The following is a 22,591-nucleotide window of genomic DNA, read 5'->3' as shown; positions in this document are numbered from 1 at the left end:
TTGTGCTAGGTTGATTTCCGCTGCAGGATGCTCGCTTTCGCTTCTTTTTTCTTTACAATCGCCTCGCAAAAACCTTTAATAAGCAATGCCGACTCTTGTATTCAGAAATGTCCTGTCGGTAAGCAAGCTGTAAGCAAAGTCTGCCGTATCATAAATCGAGATGCTGCGTCCGTTTTCAGGCAAAAAATCTTTTTCGACTCGGTAATTGCCAGTCCGCTCGCCATCGGGAAGGTAGGTGGGGCAGACAATGGTCCACTTCAGCCCTGATTCCCTCAACATTTCGTATGCCATTAAATGTTCCTCGGCCGCCCTGGTCAGTTTACGCCTCGATTCCTTTGATTGAAATCGGTATTTGCCTGGTTCGGATCTTGCTTGAAGGATTCCTGCGGTTCCAATGGTAATGATTCGTTCTACCTTAAAGGATTTCATTGCTGCAATGATCAAGGGAATCGAGCCGGAGAGTGTTGTCCCCCCATCAGTGCCCATTGCGCTGATGACTGCATTCGCATCTTCAATTGCATTGAAGACATCTTCTTTAGTAAGTGCGTTTCCTTTGTATACGACGAGATTTTGTTCAGATGCATCAAGTGATGCAGGGTTTCGTGCCAATGCCTTTACATGATGGTGATCGGCTAAAGCATTTTCCAGGATGACATTGCCGACTCTTCCGGTTGCTCCAAATATGCTGAGTTTCAATCTTTTTCACCTCTAAATCTCTCTTTTCCCCCATTATACAGCCTCTTCTGATTGTTGTAATAGAATATACCCGATTGGAGATTCTAATAGCAAATCTTTATGATTGACATTTTGAATTAAAGACATTATGATTTCATTCGTACTTAATAATTCCGATAAGATTAATGGGGGTTTTAAAATGAAAGGTTTGAAATTATTCTTGGTTCTCGCTTTGAGTGCCATTTTCATGCTTGCTGGCTGCGGAAGCAAAGATCAATCCGCAAAGAACGGAAGTTTATATGACAAAATTAAGAAAGATGGAGTGTTGACGATTGGGACAGAAGGTACATATGCTCCCTTCACATTCCATGATAAATCAGGCAAGCTCACTGGATTCGATGTTGAATTGGCACGTGAAGTGGCAAAGCGCCTTGGTGTGAAAGCAGAATTCAAGGAAACTCAATGGGATTCCATGTTCGGGGGATTGAACTCTAAGCGTTTCGATATGATTGCCAATGAGGTTGGAATTAGACCTGACCGCCAAAAGAAATATGATTTCTCAGATCCTTACATTAAGTCTGCTGCCGTACTGGTGACAGCAAAAGACAATGATAAAGTAAAATCCTTTGATGATATGAAAGGATTGACTGCAGCTCAATCGTTGACAAGCAATTATAGAGATATCGCAGAAAAGAATGGTGCAAAGATTATGGGAGTGGAAGGCTTGAGCCAATCGATCAAGCTGATCGAGCAAGGTCGCGCGGATGTGACTGTCAACGACAAACTTTCCATCCTTGATTATTTGAACAATAAAAAGAATGCAAACATTAAGATTGCAGCGACGGCTAAAGATGCTGCTTCAAGTGCCTTTATGTTCCGCAAAGGAAACGATAAGCTGGTTAAAGAAGTGAATAAAGCGTTGAAAGATATGAAAGAAGATGGAACTTACTTGAAGATTTCGAAGAAGTGGTTCGGTGAAGATGTATCTAAGTAGCATCATTCCAGCAGGCCGTATACAGGATCTGCTCAACATTGCGCAAAGCTCCCTTGCTCCTATGCTTCAGGGAGCTTTGCATTATACGATACCTTTAACCATCTTATCGTTCATATTCGGAATGATCCTTGCCATACTCACTGCATTGGGGAGGCTTTCCAAGATCGGCTTTTTACGTGGGGCTGCAAGGTTTTATGTTTCAGCCATCCGTGGAACACCTTTGCTGGTGCAGCTATTTATTATTTTTTACGGATTGCCGTCCCTTGATATTGAGTGGCTGAAGTTCGATCCATTCCCATCTGCTGTCATTGGGTTTTCTTTGAATGTAGGGGCCTACGCATCTGAAATCGTCCGTGCTGCGATCCTTTCCATCCCAAAAGGACAATGGGAAGCGGGTTATTCCATCGGAATGACCAACAACCAGACATTAAAAAGGATCATTTTGCCCCAGGCTGCCAGGGTATCCATACCTCCTTTGTCCAATACGTTCATCAGTTTAATTAAAGATACCTCTTTGGCCTCCCTGATTTTAGTCACTGAGCTTTTCAGGAGAGCACAGGAGATTGCGGCGACCAATTACGAATTCCTTCTTCTTTATACAGAGGCGGCCCTGTTGTATTGGGTGATGTGTTTTATTCTTTCGGTTATCCAAGGCCGCATCGAAGCTCGACTTGAACGGTATGTGGCAAAATAGGAAGGAGGATTTACATGATTGATATAAAAGGATTGCATAAACAGTTTGATCGATTGGAAGTCCTCAAGGGCATTGATTTGAATGTCAATCAGGGGGAAGTTGTCGTCTTGATCGGCCCGTCAGGATCCGGGAAAACTACATTTTTGAGGTGCTTGAATGCACTTGAAATCCCAGATCAAGGACAGATTTCATTGGGCGATGTCCAAATTGATTTTAATAAAAAAGTTGGGAAGCAAAATCTACTGAAATATCGGAGACAATCCGGGATGGTTTTTCAAAACTATAACTTGTTTCCACATAAAACAGCACTTGAGAACGTGATGGAAGGCCCGGTAATCGTTAAAGGCGAGTCGAAAGCAAAGGTTGCTGAACGGGCGAAGCTGCTTTTGGAAAAGGTTGGCCTTGGCGATAAGGTCGATTTTTACCCTCACCAGCTCTCCGGTGGCCAGCAGCAGCGGGTCGGAATCGCAAGGGCGCTGGCCATCGAGCCTGAAGTCATGCTATTTGATGAGCCCACCTCTGCCTTGGATCCAGAGCTTGTCGGCGAAGTTCTGAAAGTCATGAAGGATTTGGCGAATGAAGGCATGACCATGGTGGTCGTGACTCATGAAATGCGCTTTGCGAAAGAAGCAGCAGACGAAGTTGTCTTCATGGACGGGGGCGTCATTGTCGAACGGGGCACCCCCTCACAAATCTTCGAACAGCCGAAAGAAGAGAGGACAAAGCGCTTCCTGCAAATGATACAGTAAGTTTATTCGGGGTCTGACCCTCACTGCGTTAATGCTTTAACGCATGTGGGGTCAGACCCCTTTTTCGCTTTTTTATCTCTTTTTTTGTTAACAATAAAAATATCATAGTTGACACTAGGAGTTTTTGATTATATATTTTTTATAGATTTTCTTTAGGAGGGAAAGGGAGAAATGAAATTACAAAGTATGATTTTAACAGCTTTATTTGCTGCGATCGTTGCAGCTTTAGGATTGATTCCTGCTATACCATTGCCATTCACGCCTGTACCGATAACGGCACAGACATTAGGTGTTATGCTTGCCGGAGCAGTTTTGGGGGCTAGACTCGGCGGTGCCAGCATGCTGTTATTCGTTCTATTGGTGGCAGTCGGTGCTCCTGTTTTATCCGGAGGACGCGGATCACTTGCTGTGCTGCTAGGGCCAAGCGGAGGGTATATCTTGAGCTGGCCGATTGCTGCATTTGTGACGGGGCTGCTTGCAGATCGATTCCAATCAAAGTTGAAGTTATGGAATATGATTCTCTTTAATATCATCGGTGGAATTATCATCGTCTATCTGATTGGTATTTCATATCTGGCATTTGTTTCAGACATGACGTTTAATCAAGCTGCATTCTCTGCGCTGGCCTACATTCCTGGGGATGTCGTAAAAGCTGTCGTAGCTGGGGTCGTTGCACTTCAAGTAAGAAGTTCTGCACCTGTGGTAAAATATAGAGAAAGCAGAAAACGAAACCAAACAGCTTAAGGAGAAGATTTTACCCATGTATATCGGAGAGAACCTGAAAACTATTTCGGCTTTATATCCGAATAAACCAGCCATCATACAAAACCATAAAATCATAACCTATAAAAATTTCAATGAGAATGTCGAACAAGTCCGAAACCGATTGTATTCCCATTTCAATGGCAGTCAAGAAAAACGGAAGATTGCGTTCCGCTTGAAAAATTCTGCAGCTTTTTTGGAAGTGTTTTTTGGGGTTGCATCAATGGGATGGACAGCGGTGCCGCTGGATTCCAAATGGACGCAAAATGAATTAAAGCATGCAATCGGGATTGCCGAACCGGATTTGATCATATTAGAAGATGAAGCGAGTGATTTGCTTCATCTTTTTCCTGTTTCTTCTGTCATAAACCTTTCCGCGATTTATCAACAGTCTCCAGAAGCTGTTGCACAGACTTTTGCAAATGAACACGACTCCTTTTATCTAGGATTCACTTCCGGGACAACCGGTTTGCCAAAAGGCTTCATCCGGTCGCACCGATCGTGGGTGAAAAGTTTTGAAGCCTGTGAGGAAGCATTTGGCTATGGCCGAGAAGAAGCGGTGATCGCACCTGGTCCACTGGTCCATTCCTTATCATTGTTTGCAGCAGCTCATTGCCTTCATTGCGGAGGGACTTTTTATCTGGAATCAGCCTTTCTTCCAGAGACGGTTTTCAACCTATTGAAAAATAACTCCATCGATGTAATAAGCGCGGTGCCGACGATGCTGGAAGCCTTGTTGAGCGTAGAGGCAAATCCGGGACAGAAACTCGTTGGCGTAAAAAAGATTTTAGTATCGGGAGCACAATGGCAAGAGGATTCAAAGCTTAGGGTGATGAGGCTTTTTCCCGAAGCAGAATTATATGAATACTATGGAGCTTCTGAGCTGAGCTTTGTTTCATACAATCGTTTTGGTATGGGAGAAAGTGATGGGGGCCAAAAATTATTTTCAGATGTCCAAATATCGGTGATCAATGAACATGGGGTATCATGCGGCTCTGAAGAAATCGGAAGAATTTACATTTCAAGTCCCATGCTATTTAGCGGCTATGTAAATAATGTGCAGGAAACAAAGAAAGTATTGACACCAATGGGGGCGACCGTCGGCGATCTAGGCTTTTTGGATAATAATGGGGCACTCACGGTTGTCGGCAGGGAAAACAATATGATCAAAAGCGGTGGCTTGAAAATTTTTCCCGAGGAAGTAGAGGGAGTATTGAAAGGAATCGTTGGCATTAAAGAGGCGGTTGTTGTTGGAGTTCAGGATGCCTATTGGGGTGAAATGGGTGTGGCCGTGATCCAGTGGGAAAATGAAGAGGAAAAGCTTTTACCGGAGGAGATGAAACGACGGTGCCTGCTCTATTTATCTTCATACAAATGTCCGAAGAACTATTTGAATATTGATGCATTTCCAATGACCAAAAGTGGAAAGGTTGATCGATCCGCAATGAAAAAATGGACAGAGGTGAAGATGAAATGAATAGAGCGGTAATTGTGGCAGGCAAGAGAACGCCGATCGGGAAAGTCGGAGGCATCCTGAAGGAATTTGAACCACAGGATTTAGCAGCCCCGTTGATTCAAGCGATAGTCAAAGAAACCAACCTTCCCATGGATGAAATAGATGATGTCATTCTAGGGAATACAGTCGGCCCCGGCGGCAACCTTGCAAGGCTTTCCTCATTGACTGCCGGTCTGCCTGTGGACATACCCGGCATGACAATCGACCGTCAATGCGGCTCTGGCCTTGAGGCAGTCATTTCGGCATGCCGGCTTGTCCAAGCAGGGGCAGGGGAAATTTATTTGGCAGGCGGTGTCGAAAGTGTCAGCTTGGCTCCATGGAAGATGAAGAAGGCAAAAAGTCCATACGCTGCTCCGACTCTCTTTACACGGGCTCGATTTTCTCCTGATTTTATTGGTGACCCCGACATGGGGGTTGCGGCTGAAAATGTAGCTGAAAAATATCAAATTTCTAGAGGCGAGCAAGATCGATTTGCTTTCAATAGCCATCAAAAAGCATTGAAAGCACAAGACGCAGGCAGGTTCGAAGAAGAAATCGTTCCCTTGAAGGGGATAGAGATGGACGAATGCCCGCGACGTGATACGAGCTTGGACAAGCTTGGACAGCTTGCCCCCGTTTTTGTTGCAGATGGCAGTGTCACGGCAGGGAATTCCTGCCCGATCAATGATGGTGCTGCACTGGTATTGGTCATGTCTGAAAAGAAAGCTGAATCATTGGGCATTCGTGGTGTCATGCAATTTGTTGATAGTACTGTCAGCGGCGTCGATCCCAACATCCTGGGAATTGGCCCTGTCCCTGCAGTTCAGCGTCTTTTGTCAAAAGTCAAAATGCCTATCGATCAAATCGACTTGATCGAGTTCAATGAGGCATTTGCATCACAAGTCCTTGCTTCGATCCAGGAACTGCAGATTGACGAGAATAAGGTGAATATCGGGGGAGGTGCCATTGCATTGGGACATCCATACGGTGCATCAGGCGCCATCCTCGTCACAAGGTTATTGCATGAAATGAAAAATGGACACGGTTCTACTGGACTCGCCACATTAGGCATCGGTGGAGGAATGGGATTGGCAGCCATGTTTGAAAGGATGAGGACATGAAGAAGTCTGCAGCGATCATAACGGGATCATCGCGAGGAATCGGTTTCGCCCTTGCTCAACGATTTGCTTCAAAGGGCATGGGGGTTGTCATCAATGGAACTAGTGAGGAAAATGTATGCCATGCAGTGGAAGAAATCAGAAGACACGGCGGATCAGCTCAAGGGGTTGTCGGAAGCGTGCAGGATATTGATACGGGGAAAAAGCTAATGAATACTGCCATCGATCACTATGAAAATGCCTCCATCTTAATCAACAATGCAGGGACAACAAGGGATAGAATGGCGCATCGCTTATCCATTGACGATTGGAACGAAGTGATCCATACCCATTTGACAGGAACTTTTTCCGCAGCCCAGCCGTTTATCCTTCATCAGAAAAGCATCGGAGGGAAAGGGTGTATCATAAATATGACCTCCACAGCGGGACTGGAAGGAAATATCGGACAACTCAATTACAGCGCTGCCAAAGCAGGCATACTTGGAATGACATGGACACTTGCAAAGGAACTGGAGAAATGGCACGTTCCGGTCTTTGCAGTGGCGCCAGCCGCTTTGACAGATATGACAAGACCGTTTGTCGAGCGTGCCCGAAATCAAGCGATTGAAAAAGGAGAACCACTAGATCCTTATTGGGAAATCGGCACGCCCGAACAAGTCGCTGAATTTGTATTCAAAATATGGGAAAATCGATTGAATCTTCCATCCGGCACAATATACAGCGTCAATGGAAATAAAATCGGGAAATGGTCACCTCCCGCATTTCAAGAAATTGAATCATTGGACTAGCCTCCTTTAAAAGGATACAGACTTTCAACAAAAATACAAAGTAAGCATCCTTCCACGGAAATCAACCTTTATTAAATCCTCCTTCAGCTCAGAAGGAGGATTTTTCGTATAGAAAGCCATGTTCAAAACATATCGTTGTTTTTGCCTGTTTCCAGCAGTTGATGGAGTGCACATCATAGTCTCGAAGCGGCGTTGGGATAGGAGGATTCGGATTAAGTACGGCACTTCCTCGAAAAATGCCAGGCGTTTTTTTCGTACGAAGTGTCGGTCCGAAGTTTTCCTTGTCCTGCGCCAAAATCGAACGACCTTACTTCCTGTAAGATCTGCGAAAAGCGAGGGCTCGAACGGAAATCAACCGCGGTGTTTAATAGATAATATGGATAAAGAAGGAACAAAAAAATCAAAAAATATGCGAGAATAGATTTTAGAAGCCAGAGTTTGAGGGAAACAATGTAAGTGATAGTAAAGGAGGCTGGATAAATGGATTTTCGTATTGAAAAAGACACGATCGGGGAGATTAAAGTTCCTGCTGAAAAGCTTTGGGGCGCACAGACTCAGAGAAGCAAGGAAAATTTTAAAATCGGTACAGAAAAAATGCCGATAGAAGTGACTTATGCATTTGCGCACCTAAAAAAAGCCGCTGCTCAGGTGAATCATGATTTAGGGAAGCTATCTGCCGATAAAATGAATGCCATCGTTTCGGCATGCGACGAAATACTTGCCGGCAACCTTGATGACCAATTCCCTCTCGTGGTATGGCAAACAGGAAGCGGGACGCAATCCAATATGAACGTCAACGAAGTGGTTGCATACCGTGCGAACGACATTTTGGAACGCAACGGATCGGAAGAGAGGATTCATCCGAATGATGATGTCAACATGTCGCAGAGCTCGAATGACACTTTTCCGACCGCCATGCACATAGCCGCATATCATGAGTTGAAAGAGACCCTTCTGCCATCAATCGAACAATTGAAGCATACACTTTCCGCGAAAGAAAAAGAATTCATGAAGATTATCAAAATCGGCCGCACCCACTTGCAGGATGCGACTCCGGTTACATTAGGTCAAGAAATAAGCGGCTGGAGATACATGCTTGAAAAGAGTGAAGAGATGATTCGAGCATCTATGGAACAATTGCTTAATCTTGCAATCGGAGGGACGGCTGTCGGAACGGGGATTAATGCAGACCCTTCTTTCGGAGGGAAAGTGGCGGATGTTTTGAAGTCCCAAACATCCTATGATTTTTCATCATCGGAAAATAAATTCCATGCACTGACAAGTCATGATGAAATCGTCCATGTTCACGGTTCATTGAAGGCACTGGCAGCAGATGTAATGAAAATAGCCAATGATGTCCGATGGCTGGCAAGTGGTCCTAGAAGCGGGCTGGGTGAACTCACAATTCCGGCCAACGAACCAGGAAGCTCCATTATGCCTGGAAAAGTAAATCCCACACAAAGTGAAGCTTTGACAATGGTAGCTGTCCAGGTATTCGGAAACGACGCAGCAATCGGATTTGCAGCGAGCCAAGGGAATTTTGAATTGAATGTTTTCAAGCCTGTCATCATTTATAATTTCCTTCAAAGCGTCCGACTTCTAGCGGACGGGATGAAATCGTTCGATGAAAAATGTGCGAAGGGGATTGAAGCGAACGAAGAGATCATTTCACAATACGTCGAACGATCACTAATGCTCGTGACGGCCTTGAACCCGCATATTGGCTATGAGAAAGCGGCAAGCATCGCCAAGCTCGCTTTCAATAAAGGCATCACATTGAAAGAAGCTGCGATTGAATCAGGCCTCGTATCGGAAGAGGAATATGAAGAATGGATCGATCCGGCAAAAATGGTGAACCTGTAAAAATAGACAAAAATGAAGCCTCTGAGCGTACTCAGAGGCTTTTGCCATTGTATAAATTATTTTTGGTATCCGCCAAGTTGCTGCTCAGCCATTTGCACTAAACGTTTTGTGATTTCTCCACCTACAGAACCGTTAGCGCGTGCAGTTGCATCAGGTCCAAGCTGTACGCCAAATTCAGAAGCGATTTCATACTTCATTTGGTCGATAGCTTGTTGAGATCCTGGTGCTACCAATTGGTTTGAAGAGTTAGGACGTTGTTGGTTTTGTTGCATGTTTTGTCATCTCCTAGTTGAGTATTTTAGAATGGTTGAGTTAGCTGGAATCGCACCAGTACACAATTGTTTGTGTTCCAACTGTTTGGTCTAACTCATCGGAGTTGAAGCCTTTTTGTTGCTGTTAATCAGTATTATGGAGTTTTCGATTTGATAATATTCGAAAGTTTAAGAGGGAATTAATGGGATTTACTTAAGGGAAATCGAACACATATTTCATTCTGTTTCAAGCATCCTAATATTATTCAAAAACTGAAAGTACCGAATTTAAAAGCTCTTTTTTCGAGAGCTTGTCGATATTAATTATGCGAAAAATAATTAATCATATGTTGTTGATTATAGCGCAAGGTGCGAGATTCCGGAGGGATCAGCGGGCCAGGTGAGACCCGGCAGCGGAGCGAGGAAAGGGAAGTCTGGTGTTCGATTAAGTTCGGCACATCCTCGAAAAATGCCAAGCATTTTTCTTCGTGCGATGTGTCGCTGTCTAAGCTTTCCTTGTCCTGTGCCAACATCGAACGACCTCACTTCGTGTGAGGCTCCTCGGAAAGCGAGCATCCGGCAGCGGAAATCAATTAAAAACCGTTTGATAACAACAATTTATAAGGAAATAGCCATTTCAAATGAGACTGGATGGGAGCAAGCATGAATATATGTCCTTTATGCAATGATTTTATTGATTACTCATTTCAATGCAGCGAATGCTCTGGCGTGATGGAGGATCAAGGCAAAGCATACGATTACTATGACGATTACAGTGCCTATATGGATACGGACCTGATAAAATTGGCAGATGGAGATGATGTAAGCTCAAAAAAGCCAGTATGTCTCCATCTGTTTAGATGCAAGGAATGCGGCAGTGAAAAAAATGAAAATATCACTTATCAATAAATAAAAAAGGACGACTAAGAAAGTCATCCTTTGTGAAACGGGTTCAATGAAATTTATGCTCTGATTCTTGATTCAGTCGCTGGATCGAAGAAGTGTGCTTTGTTTAAATCAAGCGCCAAATCAATTGTTTGTCCAGGTTTGATATCTGAACGGGAATCGACCCTGGAGATGAATTCTTGACCGCCGACTTGTGTATAAAGCATCATTTCAGCACCGGTAAGTTCAGCCACTTCGATTTTTGCAGAAATTGCAGTCCCTTTAGAAGATTCAATGAAAACAGGTTCGTCATGGATATCTTCCGGTCTGACACCCAAGATGACATCTTTGCCGACAAATCCTTGATCGCGAAGGATTTTCAATTTTCCTTCCGGTACAGCAATTTTAATATCTCCGATAACAAAGTCATTTCCATCCAAATGGCCTGTAAAGAAGTTCATGGCAGGAGAGCCGATGAAACCGCCGACAAAGACGTTTTCAGGGTTGTCGTATACTTCTTTTGGCGTTCCAACCTGCTGGATGACACCATCCTTCATGACGACGATTCTTGTCGCCATTGTCATTGCTTCGGTTTGGTCATGTGTTACGTAAATTGTAGTCGTTTGCAAACGTTGGTGCAGCTTGGCAATTTCCGCACGCATTTGTACGCGAAGCTTCGCATCAAGGTTGGATAAAGGTTCATCCATTAAGAAGACTTTTGCATCACGGACGATTGCACGACCCAATGCCACACGTTGGCGCTGACCACCGGATAGAGCCTTCGGTTTGCGGTCCAAGTAAGCTTCCAATCCAAGAATGCGCGCAGCATCTTTCACGCGTCGGTCAATTTCATCCTTTGCCACTTTACGAAGTTTAAGTCCAAACGCCATGTTGTCATATACACTCATGTGTGGATATAACGCATAGTTTTGGAACACCATTGCGATATCACGGTCTTTTGGAGCTACATCATTCACGCGTTTTTCATCAATGAAAAAGTCGCCTTTTGATATCTCTTCAAGTCCGGCGATCATACGAAGCGTTGTTGACTTACCACATCCGGAAGGACCGACAAATACGATGAATTCTTTGTCCTTGATATGTAGATTGAAGTCTTTTACTGCTGTCACTTTATTGTCATACACCTTATAAATGCTATCTAAGTTTAATTGAGCCATGAAAAAAGCCTCCCTCACTTTGATGCAACCGTTTTCAGGTCGTATCTCTAGTGTAATGAAAGCTCTTTCAATAAACTATGGTCAACATGCACAAAAAAGCTGCGCATGTTTTAGGCACCTTGTCTTTGAATGGATTTCTTATAGGTTTAAGTATTCAAATTGGAGACAGGCAAGATATACAGTCAGCGTGCCCGTGAATGTTTTTAGGTCAATTCCTGCCAAATCTGAAAATTTATCTATTCGATATTGAAGGCTATTCCGGTGCATATACAGCTGTTTTGCCGTCAAACTTGTATTATTTTGATTTTCTATATATGTTTTGATCGTTGTCATAAGCTCATGATCTTCAGCAAAAATTTCAGTGATGAAATTCAATTGTTCAAGATGGGGGGCTTTATTTAGTTCTTTGACCAAAAGCACCGGAAATACTTTTTCAAAAGAAAATAATTTTTCTCCTTGAAAGGAAGATCGTGCAAAATGAAATAAACGTTGCTCTGCTGCGAAATGTTCTGTAAAGTCTTCATCCAAATCAGCAAACCTGCCCAGATAAAACATAGATTTAATATAAAAATCGCTTTCAAATGCATCCATGGCAGATAAAAGCTCTTCTTCGGCCAATGGAGCATCTAATTTCTCCTCGACGATAAACCCGTCATTTGCTGACATCATCCCAATTGTCACATTATGCGAAAATATGCTTTGCAGCGCTTCTTTTAGGGCTTCAAAGTCTAATAAATCAGGTGATTCGGAGAATATGGCAAATTGGATGATTCGTACTTTGTTTTTAGTGTGTGCTGGGAGCTCCTGTTGTTTCTGAAATAAAAATTGATGCCAAGCGTCTGCCTGGCCGGATATCGTTCTAAATACCTCTTCTTTTTGGAAAGGGAAAAGAATCTGAAGCAATGTCAGCTGATCTTCATTGATTTCTGTCTTCGATACTCCTGCAAATCGTTCATTGGCCGGATCGAAAAACCAGTGATATGTATCAAAATCTACCGGCGGCAATGATTGTAATACCGCATTCGGAAACTGCTTTAATAAATTCTCAAGCATATCGTACCCTCTTTTTCTTTTGGTTACCCACATTATACATGGGAAAAGGCTGTTATATCAAAAGCTGTCAATTGAATTTTAAGGCCATATTCTATACACTAAGGAGTAGAAATCAATAGAGGTGGATCAAATGGACTATTCACAGGAAATGAAAAACCGACTTCGTCGACTTGAGGGTCAAGTACGAGGCGTTTTAAAAATGATGGAAGAAGAAAAACATTGCAAGGATGTCGTAACCCAGCTATCTGCTGTTCGATCAGCGGTCGATCGTTCAATCGGCCTGATTGTCGCCAAAAATCTGGAAGCCTGTATAAAGGAAGCCAATGCTGAAGGGCTCAATACAGAAGAAGCCATCCAAGAAGCCGTAAAAATGCTAGTCAAAAGCCGTTGAATAGAAAAGCGGATTCGGCTTGAGTGTAATCGACTTTCCAAAGGGAAGTCGATTTTTTTGGTTCTTGATTTTGTCGAAAAAAGTAGAATAATCGATATATCCGAGTTTTCGAAGATATATGAGCCGTTTTCGCAGATAAATGCGCAACTTTCGAAGATATCCGTCCCAATTGTGTTGTATGAATCCACAAAAAATGAAATATCCGGCTCTAAAAGCATATTTTGATCATTTCGACCCAAAAAAAGAAGCCAAAACGGCTTCCTTTTTCATCCTTGTGTCGTATTGGGCGGTGTTTCGTCGGTGATGTCCAATGCTTCATCAATATTGGTGGAGTTTGCCCTCATGTGGACGGAACCTCCGGACATACCTTCGTTCACCATTCGGTCGATATCAAAATAGGCTTTGTTTTTTCCTTCATAATGCGTATCTTCCAGGAATTCATATTGGTCTTTATCTTGAGTTGCCATTGGATCTTCCTCCTTTAGTTTATTTATTTCAAAAAGAAGGAGATCCCATACAGCTTTTATGTAAATAGTTGCTGCCTATTTCTTATGCTTTTCATCTTAAGTTATGCAAAAGTTGTTTTCCAAGCAGCTGCCGGTACTTTTTGCTCCGCCTAATCACATCTTAGTAGATCTACTATTGCCTGTCATACACATGATAGAGCATCAAATCATGGATCTGTGAGCTGATGGCTTCTATGCTATCCTGCGGTGGAGCGGAGGTTGTCCACTCAATGGAGCCGTTTTGATGATAGATGCCTTCGTAACGGATCTGCTTGTAATAAAATGAAAAGGTCCATCCCGGAAGCTGTTTGTTTTTATACATGGATTGATATTGAAAGTGTTGAATCATGATTTACATCATCCCCTTTCCTATATTCTAAATGGATTTATGCGGCTTGACCAGACGGACGATCGGAAAAAGGTATAAATTACATGGGCCGGTCATAGGGTATAGCGACAATATAAAAAGGGGATGCGTGTATGACTTTCTTGGAAAAATTAGAGACGGCAATCAATAATGAATGGAAGGCTTATCATTTTTATAAAGAGTTAAAAACGAAAACAAATAATCCATTATATATTGAATTTATCGATGAGCCGATGCAGGATGAGAAAAAGCATTTTGAAATGTTTCAGTATCTGCATAAATTGCTTACTGGTGATTATTTTGAAAATAAAGAGGAGGAAGTACAGTTCACTTCATTTAAAGAAGGGGTACTGATGGCGCTTAAGGATGAACTCGAAGCTGCGGCATTCTATCGTGATATGTTGTTTGAGATTCCCAATCAGCAAGCATATCAACCTTTGTTTGTCGCAATGACCGATGAAATGGAGCATGCAACAAGGTTTTCAACGATTTACAATTCTTTGAAATAACTGACCTATATAAAACTGGTTCGAAAACAATTCGAACCAGTTTTTTTCTGAGTCAGCTGATCAATAAGAAAAGGTCGATCAAGTTTTCTATTTTCGCTTGTTCGATCAGCGGTTCGTCAAAACTCATTGGCTTGGAGTTGATTTCAAAGATCCAAATGTGGCCTTCTTGGTCAATGCCGACATCGAAAGAAAATTCGCCGAAAAAACCGTAGTGGTCCGTCAATGCTTCTCCGCAGCGTTTCATCAGCTCCGATAGTTTATCCTCGATCGCATCATCCTTTAGCTTCTCATAAGGAAAAAGACTTCCGCCGCGCTTCAGGTGAGTGGTCAGTTTATTGGAACCTGCCACCCTTATGCCTATGCCGGTTAAGGAATAGCCAAAAGAACTGTAATGGACAAGACCCCTCAAATCATATTTTTTTCCATCGATTGTCTTTGTGGTGATCTCTTGCTGGAGAAGAATATCATCGTTTTTCCACTTTGGGCTTTCAGAGGTCCAGAAATCCTCGAGTGTTGCATACCTCTTCGTCCCTTCCATTGTTTCATAAGAAATCGCATCCCCTCCCTTTTCTAAGGAAATCCTTGAAATTCCTTTTCCCTGAGAAAGTTTGACCGGTTTTACATAAATGGATTTGTGCCTGGAAAGCATCTCCTCCAGCCGGCCTTTCGTAGAAGGGGACGTTTCAGGTAGGTGGAGGGCGATGGATGGATGTTTCTTTAATACTTCATATAATGAAAATTTATGGATGAAACCAGGATTGAAAAAGGGGATGTTCTGTTCAGCCAAGAACATTTTGAATCGGTTGAACTCATCGCGATTTTCTGCCCAGCGAAACGGGATGCGGTTGTAAACCACTTGTGGAAGCGGAAACAATCCTCTATACCATCGGGAGGAAGGTTCATCATAGAAATACCCTTCAATTCGATCCTTATAAGTATCTTCCAATGTGAAGATAAAGGAGAGACCTCCTGATTTTTGAAGCTTTGCTTGGATTTTTTGGAATAGTAAGCTGTTGCCGGTCAGCACCCCTTTTTTATTTTTGCTCGTTAATATCCCAATCAATGGCCCCACCTTTTTATCGGCCACATTCAAAAAAAATCGTTTGCTGCTCGTTTCATTCATCTGCGGGAGCAAATCATCCTTTGCTCCCCAAACGAAGGTATCCTCGTCATTATGGAAAAAAATATGTTCTTTTTCACTGTAATAAATGTTCATCTAAATAATTCCTCAGGTTTATCAATGGTTTGTTCAGTCAGAAATACAGCATAGGATAGCGCAAGCTTACGTGTCAGCATATCAAACTCCTTGAGGAGAGGATGGGAAAAGATCGATCGGCCAGGTTTCGAATTTGCTTCGAACAGCCAGACTCGATCTTGGCGGTCTAAGCCGAAGTCAAAACCGATTTCTGCTATAATACCGCCGACTTGCTTTTCAAGCGCCTGGGCAAGCAGAAGGGCAGCTTGCTCTAGTTTATCCTTGTACTTCTGTTGAGCTGTTTTATCAGGAAAAATCTCTTCCAATGTTTTGACGGTTCCACCATTATTGATATGGGTTGTAGGACTCCCAGTCCCGGCTATTTTTGCAGCAATGGCGCTGAGTTTCCATTCCCCATGCTCATCCTTGTTGACGTGCACCCGAAAATCGATGGGACGCTGTTCATGACGGATTAAATAGATCCCTTGTTGGACAAGCATTCTTTCAAGTGAGCGGTTCGCAAAAACTTTTTTCATAAGTGCTTCAAGCGTCGAAAACTTCTGCAGTCGATTCTCGCCATCACGATAACGACAATAATAGGCATGATTTTTCTTATCATAAATCAGTTGATGAACGCCTAGCCCCAAGCTCCCGTTTTGCGGCTTGATGAATACATGCCCGTAGTCCGCCAGCATCTTCTCGATTTGGTGGAAGGATTGAAATGGGGAGGTTTCAGGCAGGAAAGGCTCTGCCTCGCCCACATTGTATAGCTTTTCAAACACTTCTAATTTGTTAAAGAAGCCTGGATTATACCATGGAATTAAATAATCTTTTTCAAACCTTTCCTTCACTGCCTGTGACGCCTTCAATTTTTCGCTTCTGCGATTTGGAAGGCGGTCGTAAACGACATTCGGGAATGGCACTTTCAATGACTCCCAGCCTTTATTGGTGAAGAAAAATCCTTCTATGACTCCTTGACCCCAGTCAATATGCTGTTCACCGAATAAGAAAGGAACAACGCCGGAAGAAGCATGTGATGATAAAAGCTTTGCGAACAAGAAGGATCTCTCGCCGATGGGACGTATTTGGAATGGCGTGAATCCTGACGAAAATATCCCGACCAACGGCCCTAAATGGAGACAGTCTTCCTTGGCGAAAATATGAATGGATTGAATATAGGACGGCAGGTTCAGTTCTTTTGCCAGAGCTGAACTGATCGTGATGATATTTCTGCCATTTGGCTGTGGTTTGCAATCGATTGATTGTGTACTCGATCCGAATCCGACTCTTTTGATCTCATCAGGGGAAGTGATTTGACCGGGAACATAGATGATATGTTCACGTGAATCAAACGTTTCGATTTTTAATTGTTTAGCCATCATTGCCACCTCACTTTGTTTTTTCGAAATTCACGGCTTTATTGTTGGCCAGGAACTTACAGTAGGAAAGAGGAGCCTTGTAAAGTGTTTCCAATTCCTGAGGATTTGTCATCGCGACCAGCTTGCGCCCAGGCTTGGAGTTCATGTCGATGATCCAAATGGAATGGTCTTTTGCGATAATTAAGTCAATGCCTAATTCAAATAATGGATAAAATTGTTTTTCTAAAATATGCGGCAGCTTATCCAGCACTTCGTTGATTTCGTTATCGATAAAAGGGATGTTGTAATTGGAAACGGAATTCTTCCATTCTTCGAAAGAAATGATGTCTGCGCCGGCGCTGAGGTTCGTCAAGATTCCATCCTTTTGCCCTGTCCTGATGCCTCTTGCCCTTTCCATCCATTTGCCATTTTCGTCTTTTTGCAAAAAGACCCTCAAATCAAAGGGATGCCCGCTTTCATTAAGGTTGTTGAGTCGAGGCTGTAAAATAAAAATATGCTTCAGGAGCAATTTTTCAAAAAACGGAATGGCATCCTTTGGATCTGAAACAGTTCTGGAAACGAGTTTTCCATTTTTGGTCGTCTTGATTGTGAGTATATGTTGGTCATATTCAATTAAATACACGGCAAACCCATGTGCCCCGTTGATGGGCTTGATGATGACTTCCTTATACTTGATTGCCGCATCCACGATTTGCTCAGGGGAGCTGACTTTTCTCGTTATTGGCAAATAAGGGGAAATGTCGGAGGCCGGTATTAGTTTCTCATATAAGCTCCATTTGTTTGGAAGCCCATAGCCTAAAAAGGTGATATCCTCTCTTGCTTTAAGCCACGATACGATAGCCTTGGCATCCTTGGATTCTTTTGTTTCTCCATATAAACAGCGGTCGTATAAAAATGAAGGGATGGAAAAAGAATCATGGATCCATTGGTTGGTTCCCTGGTGGAAGCGATAACCTGAAACATTTTCGGATCCGGGCTGTATATGCAGCGGGGAGAATAAATAAACACTCACTCCTGAATCCGGACTTAAGCCTGCAAGCTCATTGAAGTAGCTTGATGGCTGGTCTGGGGTAAGGGTGATTATGCCTAGTTGAATCATGGTGAATCTCTCCTTTCAAGCCAAAGTGTTTTTGAAAATTTCCAGATGGCCTTAGTCGATGGCCTAATGCCTGAACTGGTGCCTTCCTGCTTTTTAGATGGTTTTGAGTTGGCTTCAATCAACCATATCTTTCCGTCAAGGTCGACACCTATATCCAAACCGAGCTCCCCGGTCACTCCTTCCAGAGATTTCGCAATCAAGGCAGCCGTTTCAAGTGCAAGCTCCTTCATTAAGCTCAGGATTTGGGAGGAAGTACTCGTTGAAAAAAACCCCTTTAATACGGCCCCTGGTTTATCCAGAACGCCTCCCTGAGCGAGATTGGAGACAAATTGATTTTCCCCCGATATTCTGGCTACAGCTGATGTGACACGCCAATGATGGCCCGCATCTGGATGGGTAAGAAGGCGGAAATCAATTTTTCTTCCATCCTTTTCGAGCAGACTTAATGCCTGCTGAATAATGCAGATTCGTTTTCCGATCCATTTATGAACGGCATTTTTCACATCCGTCAGACTTTCAAAGGTGTGCTCTTTCTGCTCGGGGAAATAGGTTTGATTAACAATGAACAGTCCGTCTGAGTGCTTTGTGACTTCTATAATTCCCCTGCCAAGGCTTCCGTGCACCGGCTTGATATAAACAGCACCGTACTTGCCTAAGAAATCGTCAAAGGTCGACTCGGAATAGAGGTTGGTTTCCGGAATGAACGGATTCATATGGGACTCCGCTCCAAGAAGCTGGTATACCTCCCATTTGGATAAAAATTGAGGATTAAAGATGGTCGAACCGGATTGTAAATAATGTTCATAAAAAACCAGGTAGGCTTTGGTCCTCTCGGTTTTCCGCGAATGGATCCGATTGTAAATGACATCCGGCTCAGGAAGGTCCCACATAATCCAGGCGTCATCATAGAAGATAAAACCTTTGCTTTCTTCGCCAAGATTCATATTATCGGATAGGTTCATAATAGAGAGAAGTCCGCCTTCTTTTGAAATGAAAGTTTGCAGCTCTTCCGCAAAGCAGTGAATGGATCCAAAGGAAGGTTGGTCATGTCCAGCATGCTTGAATTCGGTTAAAATGGAAATGAACGGACCAAGTTTCAACAGTTGATCATGAACATCATACAAAACATGCCATTTGTAAGTCTGTATAGGGAGCAGCAAGGACTGATATAGTGCAGGTTCAACGGCAGCACTGCCTTCTGGCTCATCGCTGTTGAAGTGAACGATGGCTGCAGCCGTTTTATTCCCTATTTTGATTGTGATTCTGGAATTGTCATCTATATTCAATTTCTTTCCATCAAGTGGATTTAGATGGAGCTGGGGTGATGAAGTAAATAAACCATTGGTATTGCTTATATGAAACGAAATTTTGTGAGACATAGTCATTCCCCGTTTGCCTAATGTCAAACTTTATCGATATAATATTTAACTAGGCATTAGTTGATATTGCATCGTATGTCATAATGAAATGAAAGGTTCAATTGATTTTTTAGAAAGATAGGAAGGTTGAGTGTCTTATGCATCTATTTCTTGTCCTGCTTTTCATGATGGTGATTGGGGCCATCATAGGAGGCTTTACGAATTCGCTGGCGATTAAAATGCTTTTTCGCCCATATAAAGCGATATATATAGGAAAATGGCGGCTGCCTTTTACACCGGGATTGATCCCGAAGAGAAGAAATGAACTGGCGGTCCAACTGGGGAAAATGGTTGTCGATCACCTTGTAACACCGGAAAGCATCGAAAAAAAATTAGTGGACTCCCATTTTCAAGAGGAAATTGTCCTTTTGCTACAAAAGGAGTTGGATTCCCCAAAACTCGCTGAAATGACGACGGAAAAGCTGTTGAATGATATGGGTTTCAATGATTCAATCCTTATAACAAACGGATTCATTGCCGATCAGCTGCATAAAAAGTATCGATCATGGGCATCAGAACATCGCCATCATTCGTTAACGGATGTAATGGGACAAGCCTTGGAAGAAAAAATAGATGGAAAAATTCCGGCCATCACAGAATTCATCCTGCAAAAAGGAAAAGAGTATTTTTCCAGTCCAGAGGGCAAACAACGGCTGAAAGTCATGCTTGAAGACTTTTTTAAAGATAGAGGAATGTTATGGAACATGATCAAAATGTTCATGGGCAATGAATCTGTCATTGATAGAATCCAGCCAGAGGTCATTAAATTCTTGAATAATCCTGGAACCGGTGAGCTGCTGTCATCCATCTTGCAAAAAGAGTGGGGGAAAGTGAAGGAATGGCCTTTGGAAAAAATCCTTCCTGAGGAGAAGGATGAAAGCATTGAGCGTATGATTTCCGATTTTACCCTAAAGGTACTAAATATCGAAAAAATATTCACCACTCCGGTTCGTTCCATGATTGAACCGTACATTCCATTTATTGCTGAAAAAGTACTCCCATCCTTGGTCGGAAACGGACTCCGCATGCTCTCATTGAGAATTGGACCGCTGCTTCAAAAGCTAAAGGTGGAGGAAATGGTCAAGGAACAAGTGGAAACATTCTCTGTTGGAAGATTGGAAGAGCTTGTTCTGGGCATCACGAGGTCTGAGTTGAAAATGATCACTTATTTGGGTGCTCTCCTTGGCGGCATTATCGGCCTTGTTCAGGGGATCATCGTTATGTTTATAGGCGGATAACCCGAAAACCATGAACATTCTCGCATTATCCTTCATAGTTTGTTATAGTTGAGGATGGTTTTAAACGGGCGGTGTTTCACGAAAGAAATATGCACTCCCCTAAATTTTGAGGAGGTTATTTAAAATGGCTACAAACTTATACGATTTATCTTACGAATTGCAAAATGCACTGCGTGAAAGCGACGAGTATAAAAATTTATTGGCTTTGTATGATACGGTAAATAAGGATGAATCTGCAAGCAAGCTTTTTGCGAATTTCCGCGATATTCAGGTGAAGCTTCAGCAAAAACAAATGTCCGGCCAAGAAATTACACAGGAAGAAGTCGAGCAGGCGCAAAAGGCAGCTGCCCTCGTTCAGCAAAACGAAAAAATTGCGAAATTGATGGAAGCCGAGCAGCGTATGAGCATGTTGATCGCCGATTTGAACAAAATCATCATGAAGCCGCTTGAAGAATTATACGGCCCAATGGGAAATTAAACATAAGAGAATGATAAAAGCTGTCCCTCAGTTTCATGGCATATGCTGTTGAAATTTAGAAGGGCAGCTTTTTTGCGTCGATCAGTATTTCTGCAGGTTCTATATCGCCAAGCTCCTTCATACAAGTATACAAAGCGATTGTATTCACATCAAAGGGGGAGCAGCCATGATCTATCGACTACTTGCGTTGAATATAGATGGAACGTTGCTGAATGACAATGCACGGATGAGTAAGCAGACAAAAGAAGCCATCGAATATGTCACATCGAAAGGAATCTATGTCATGCTCGTCACATCCAGGAGCTTTCCATCAGCCAAAAGGGTCGCCAAAGCGTTGAAATTGAATAGCTATGTTGTGGCCCATCAAGGCGCCTATATCGCCAATGAATTAGATAAGCCGCTGCGTGTGTCCAGGATAAATGAAGATATCACTTTCGAGCTCGTGAAATTTCTCGAAAGATTCAATTGCCATATCAGGCTTCTGCACGAAAAATATGCTGTAGCCAATAAACGGGACATCGATCAAAATATTGTTGCCAAAGGATTTTGGCAGCGGGCTACACGATTGAGCCACACGACTGAATTTGTAGAGTCCGTCAGTGAATATCTCATAGATCATTCAGTCGAACCTCCAAAGATCGAGGTGTTATTCCAAAACCAAAAGGATTTGGATGATGCCAAAAAGGCAATTGAAAGTATGTATATCGAAGTCGACTGCATAGAAAGCAGCAGTATGAAGCTAGAGATCGTCCCTGTGGGAACCTCCAAGCTGAAGGGAGTCCTTTATGTTTGCGACCGCCTCGGTGTCCCTAGGGAAGAAGTGGTGATGATCGGATCGGGTATCGATGATATCCCGCTCATAGAGTGGGCTGGCCTGGGGGTGGCCATGGGCAACGCCAATAAGGAAGTGAAAAGATCGGCTGACTGGATCACAAGGGACGCTGAAGAAAACGGAGTCGCTTATATGGTGAAGGAACACTTCAGGAAACAGCATCCCATTGAATTCCTAAAAAGGATGAATGTAATTAAAAGATAAAGCAAACAGCGGGCATCCGCTGTTTTTTTGTTGCGCATCGCAGCTGGAACAAGGCGGGACTTCTAAGGAGAAGCCCGCCCGGTGGAAGTTTGGAGGAAGGTTTCGGATCAGGGCTTCCAATTTGAGGATTGAACGTGGCATTTGGTGGGGTTTTACATTCATTTCATCACTCCTAATTATTTTTCCAATCCCTATTCTGCAGAATGGGATGAATATCCTTTATTTTTTAGGTTTTCTTTAATAAAATTCGACTGCTGTTTTTTATTTATCTGCGAAAATAGGAATTTATCTGCGAAGATTCCTAAATATCGATTATTTTACACGGTTCGACAAACTCAGCATTGCTCTTGATTAAACTTTTGCTTTCAAGTCAAGCCGCCCCCGCTTTTCATTGTCCCCCACCGCCGCCTATAGGTTGTGAGGCTTCACGTTTTGTGTCTACGATAAGTCAACATCGAATCGCTTTCGGT

The 22,591-nt window shown here is 43.0% G+C and carries 25 protein-coding genes; 14 read left to right on the top strand and 11 right to left on the bottom strand.

What is annotated here, in order from left to right:
- Window positions 1-75 precede the first annotated feature (75 nt).
- Window positions 76-696: an NAD(P)-dependent oxidoreductase gene (locus D9X91_RS04080; protein ID WP_121679285.1), complete on the bottom strand. Its 621-nt coding sequence runs from the start codon at window positions 694-696 to the stop codon at window positions 76-78.
- A 178-nt stretch (window positions 697-874) separates the two neighbouring features.
- Between D9X91_RS04080 and D9X91_RS04075 the strand changes: the two genes are divergently transcribed.
- From D9X91_RS04075 to fumC, 8 genes are all read left to right on the top strand, one after another.
- Complete coding sequence (locus tag D9X91_RS04075) at window positions 875-1,669, top strand: amino acid ABC transporter substrate-binding protein (RefSeq protein ID WP_121679284.1); 795 nt, start codon at window positions 875-877, stop codon at window positions 1,667-1,669.
- A complete protein-coding gene (locus D9X91_RS04070; protein WP_121679283.1) occupies window positions 1,656-2,363 on the top strand; it encodes an amino acid ABC transporter permease in 708 nt (235 codons plus the stop codon). The genes D9X91_RS04075 and D9X91_RS04070 overlap by 14 nt, the downstream gene beginning before the upstream one ends.
- Window positions 2,364-2,377: 14 nt before the next feature.
- Complete coding sequence (locus tag D9X91_RS04065; RefSeq protein WP_121679282.1) at window positions 2,378-3,112, top strand: amino acid ABC transporter ATP-binding protein; 735 nt, start codon at window positions 2,378-2,380, stop codon at window positions 3,110-3,112.
- Between the two features lie 171 nt (window positions 3,113-3,283).
- Window positions 3,284-3,856 (top strand): biotin transporter BioY, encoded by a 573-nt coding sequence (locus D9X91_RS04060; protein WP_121679281.1) that lies wholly within the window; start codon window positions 3,284-3,286, stop codon window positions 3,854-3,856.
- 16 nt (window positions 3,857-3,872) lie between these two features.
- Window positions 3,873-5,351: an AMP-binding protein gene (locus tag D9X91_RS04055; RefSeq protein WP_121679280.1), complete on the top strand. Its 1,479-nt coding sequence runs from the start codon at window positions 3,873-3,875 to the stop codon at window positions 5,349-5,351.
- Window positions 5,348-6,490 carry a thiolase family protein gene (locus D9X91_RS04050; protein ID WP_121679279.1) on the top strand — a complete coding sequence of 381 codons (1,143 nt, stop codon included), beginning with the start codon at window positions 5,348-5,350 and terminating at the stop codon, window positions 6,488-6,490. The genes D9X91_RS04055 and D9X91_RS04050 overlap by 4 nt, the downstream gene beginning before the upstream one ends.
- Window positions 6,487-7,275, top strand: coding sequence for an SDR family oxidoreductase (locus D9X91_RS04045; protein WP_121679278.1), 789 nt, complete (start codon window positions 6,487-6,489; stop codon window positions 7,273-7,275). The genes D9X91_RS04050 and D9X91_RS04045 overlap by 4 nt, the downstream gene beginning before the upstream one ends.
- Before the next feature lie 480 nt (window positions 7,276-7,755).
- The gene (fumC, locus tag D9X91_RS04035) at window positions 7,756-9,138 is read left to right on the top strand and encodes a class II fumarate hydratase (protein ID WP_121679276.1); all 1,383 of its coding nucleotides are present in this window, start codon (window positions 7,756-7,758) and stop codon (window positions 9,136-9,138) included.
- A gap of 56 nt (window positions 9,139-9,194) precedes the next feature.
- Here the strand turns inward: fumC and D9X91_RS04030 are convergent, their stop codons facing one another.
- Both D9X91_RS04030 and D9X91_RS04025 read right to left on the bottom strand, forming a co-directional pair.
- On the bottom strand, window positions 9,195-9,410 hold the full coding sequence (locus D9X91_RS04030; RefSeq protein ID WP_121679275.1) for an alpha/beta-type small acid-soluble spore protein: 216 nt from the start codon (window positions 9,408-9,410) through the stop codon (window positions 9,195-9,197).
- Between the two features lie 299 nt (window positions 9,411-9,709).
- Window positions 9,710-9,922: a hypothetical protein gene (locus D9X91_RS04025; RefSeq protein ID WP_121679274.1), complete on the bottom strand. Its 213-nt coding sequence runs from the start codon at window positions 9,920-9,922 to the stop codon at window positions 9,710-9,712.
- 130 nt (window positions 9,923-10,052) lie between these two features.
- On the opposite strand from D9X91_RS04025, the gene D9X91_RS04020 reads away from it, so the two are divergent.
- Window positions 10,053-10,298 (top strand): hypothetical protein, encoded by a 246-nt coding sequence (locus tag D9X91_RS04020; protein ID WP_121679489.1) that lies wholly within the window; start codon window positions 10,053-10,055, stop codon window positions 10,296-10,298.
- Between the two features lie 53 nt (window positions 10,299-10,351).
- On the opposite strand, the gene D9X91_RS04015 is transcribed toward D9X91_RS04020, so the two are convergent.
- Window positions 10,352-11,452 (bottom strand): ABC transporter ATP-binding protein, encoded by a 1,101-nt coding sequence (locus D9X91_RS04015; protein ID WP_121679273.1) that lies wholly within the window; start codon window positions 11,450-11,452, stop codon window positions 10,352-10,354.
- 138 nt (window positions 11,453-11,590) lie between these two features.
- Window positions 11,591-12,505, bottom strand: coding sequence for a PucR family transcriptional regulator (locus D9X91_RS04010; RefSeq protein ID WP_158598230.1), 915 nt, complete (start codon window positions 12,503-12,505; stop codon window positions 11,591-11,593).
- Window positions 12,506-12,635: 130 nt separating this feature from the next.
- On the opposite strand from D9X91_RS04010, the gene D9X91_RS04005 reads away from it, so the two are divergent.
- Entirely contained in the window at window positions 12,636-12,896 is a 261-nt protein-coding gene (locus D9X91_RS04005; RefSeq protein ID WP_121679271.1) for a metal-sensitive transcriptional regulator, read from the top strand.
- A 266-nt stretch (window positions 12,897-13,162) separates the two neighbouring features.
- Here the strand turns inward: D9X91_RS04005 and D9X91_RS04000 are convergent, their stop codons facing one another.
- Both D9X91_RS04000 and D9X91_RS03995 read right to left on the bottom strand, forming a co-directional pair.
- Entirely contained in the window at window positions 13,163-13,363 is a 201-nt protein-coding gene (locus D9X91_RS04000) for a hypothetical protein (RefSeq protein WP_121679270.1), read from the bottom strand.
- Window positions 13,364-13,535: 172 nt separating this feature from the next.
- On the bottom strand, window positions 13,536-13,751 hold the full coding sequence (locus D9X91_RS03995; RefSeq protein ID WP_121679269.1) for a YheE family protein: 216 nt from the start codon (window positions 13,749-13,751) through the stop codon (window positions 13,536-13,538).
- Window positions 13,752-13,882: 131 nt separating this feature from the next.
- Between D9X91_RS03995 and D9X91_RS03990 the strand changes: the two genes are divergently transcribed.
- Window positions 13,883-14,278, top strand: a complete 396-nt coding sequence (locus D9X91_RS03990) for a ferritin family protein (RefSeq protein WP_121679268.1) — start codon at window positions 13,883-13,885, stop codon at window positions 14,276-14,278.
- Window positions 14,279-14,330: 52 nt separating this feature from the next.
- On the opposite strand, the gene D9X91_RS03985 is transcribed toward D9X91_RS03990, so the two are convergent.
- The 4 genes from D9X91_RS03985 to D9X91_RS03970 are packed head-to-tail and all read right to left on the bottom strand — an operon-like array spanning window position 14,331 to window position 19,330.
- The gene (locus D9X91_RS03985) at window positions 14,331-15,494 is read right to left on the bottom strand and encodes a YheC/YheD family endospore coat-associated protein (protein ID WP_121679267.1); all 1,164 of its coding nucleotides are present in this window, start codon (window positions 15,492-15,494) and stop codon (window positions 14,331-14,333) included.
- Entirely contained in the window at window positions 15,491-16,852 is a 1,362-nt protein-coding gene (locus tag D9X91_RS03980; protein ID WP_121679266.1) for a YheC/YheD family endospore coat-associated protein, read from the bottom strand. The genes D9X91_RS03985 and D9X91_RS03980 overlap by 4 nt, the downstream gene beginning before the upstream one ends.
- A gap of 10 nt (window positions 16,853-16,862) precedes the next feature.
- Window positions 16,863-17,951: a YheC/YheD family endospore coat-associated protein gene (locus D9X91_RS03975; protein ID WP_121679265.1), complete on the bottom strand. Its 1,089-nt coding sequence runs from the start codon at window positions 17,949-17,951 to the stop codon at window positions 16,863-16,865.
- Window positions 17,948-19,330 (bottom strand): YheC/YheD family endospore coat-associated protein, encoded by a 1,383-nt coding sequence (locus tag D9X91_RS03970; protein ID WP_158598229.1) that lies wholly within the window; start codon window positions 19,328-19,330, stop codon window positions 17,948-17,950. Before D9X91_RS03970 ends, D9X91_RS03975 begins: the two co-directional genes overlap by 4 nt.
- A gap of 137 nt (window positions 19,331-19,467) precedes the next feature.
- Here D9X91_RS03970 and D9X91_RS03965 point away from each other — a divergent pair, with 137 nt between their 5' ends.
- From D9X91_RS03965 to D9X91_RS03955, 3 genes are all read left to right on the top strand, one after another.
- Window positions 19,468-20,607 (top strand): DUF445 domain-containing protein, encoded by a 1,140-nt coding sequence (locus tag D9X91_RS03965; protein ID WP_121679263.1) that lies wholly within the window; start codon window positions 19,468-19,470, stop codon window positions 20,605-20,607.
- A gap of 124 nt (window positions 20,608-20,731) precedes the next feature.
- A complete protein-coding gene (locus tag D9X91_RS03960) occupies window positions 20,732-21,085 on the top strand; it encodes a YlbF family regulator (RefSeq protein ID WP_121679262.1) in 354 nt (117 codons plus the stop codon).
- A 166-nt stretch (window positions 21,086-21,251) separates the two neighbouring features.
- On the top strand, window positions 21,252-22,121 hold the full coding sequence (locus tag D9X91_RS03955; protein WP_121679261.1) for a Cof-type HAD-IIB family hydrolase: 870 nt from the start codon (window positions 21,252-21,254) through the stop codon (window positions 22,119-22,121).
- The last annotated feature ends 470 nt before the right edge of the window (window positions 22,122-22,591 follow it).

It is taken from the genome of Falsibacillus albus, assembly GCF_003668575.1.
GTDB lineage: Bacteria > Bacillota > Bacilli > Bacillales > DSM-25281 > Falsibacillus > Falsibacillus albus.
This window is presented reverse-complemented; position numbering and strand designations above follow the sequence as displayed.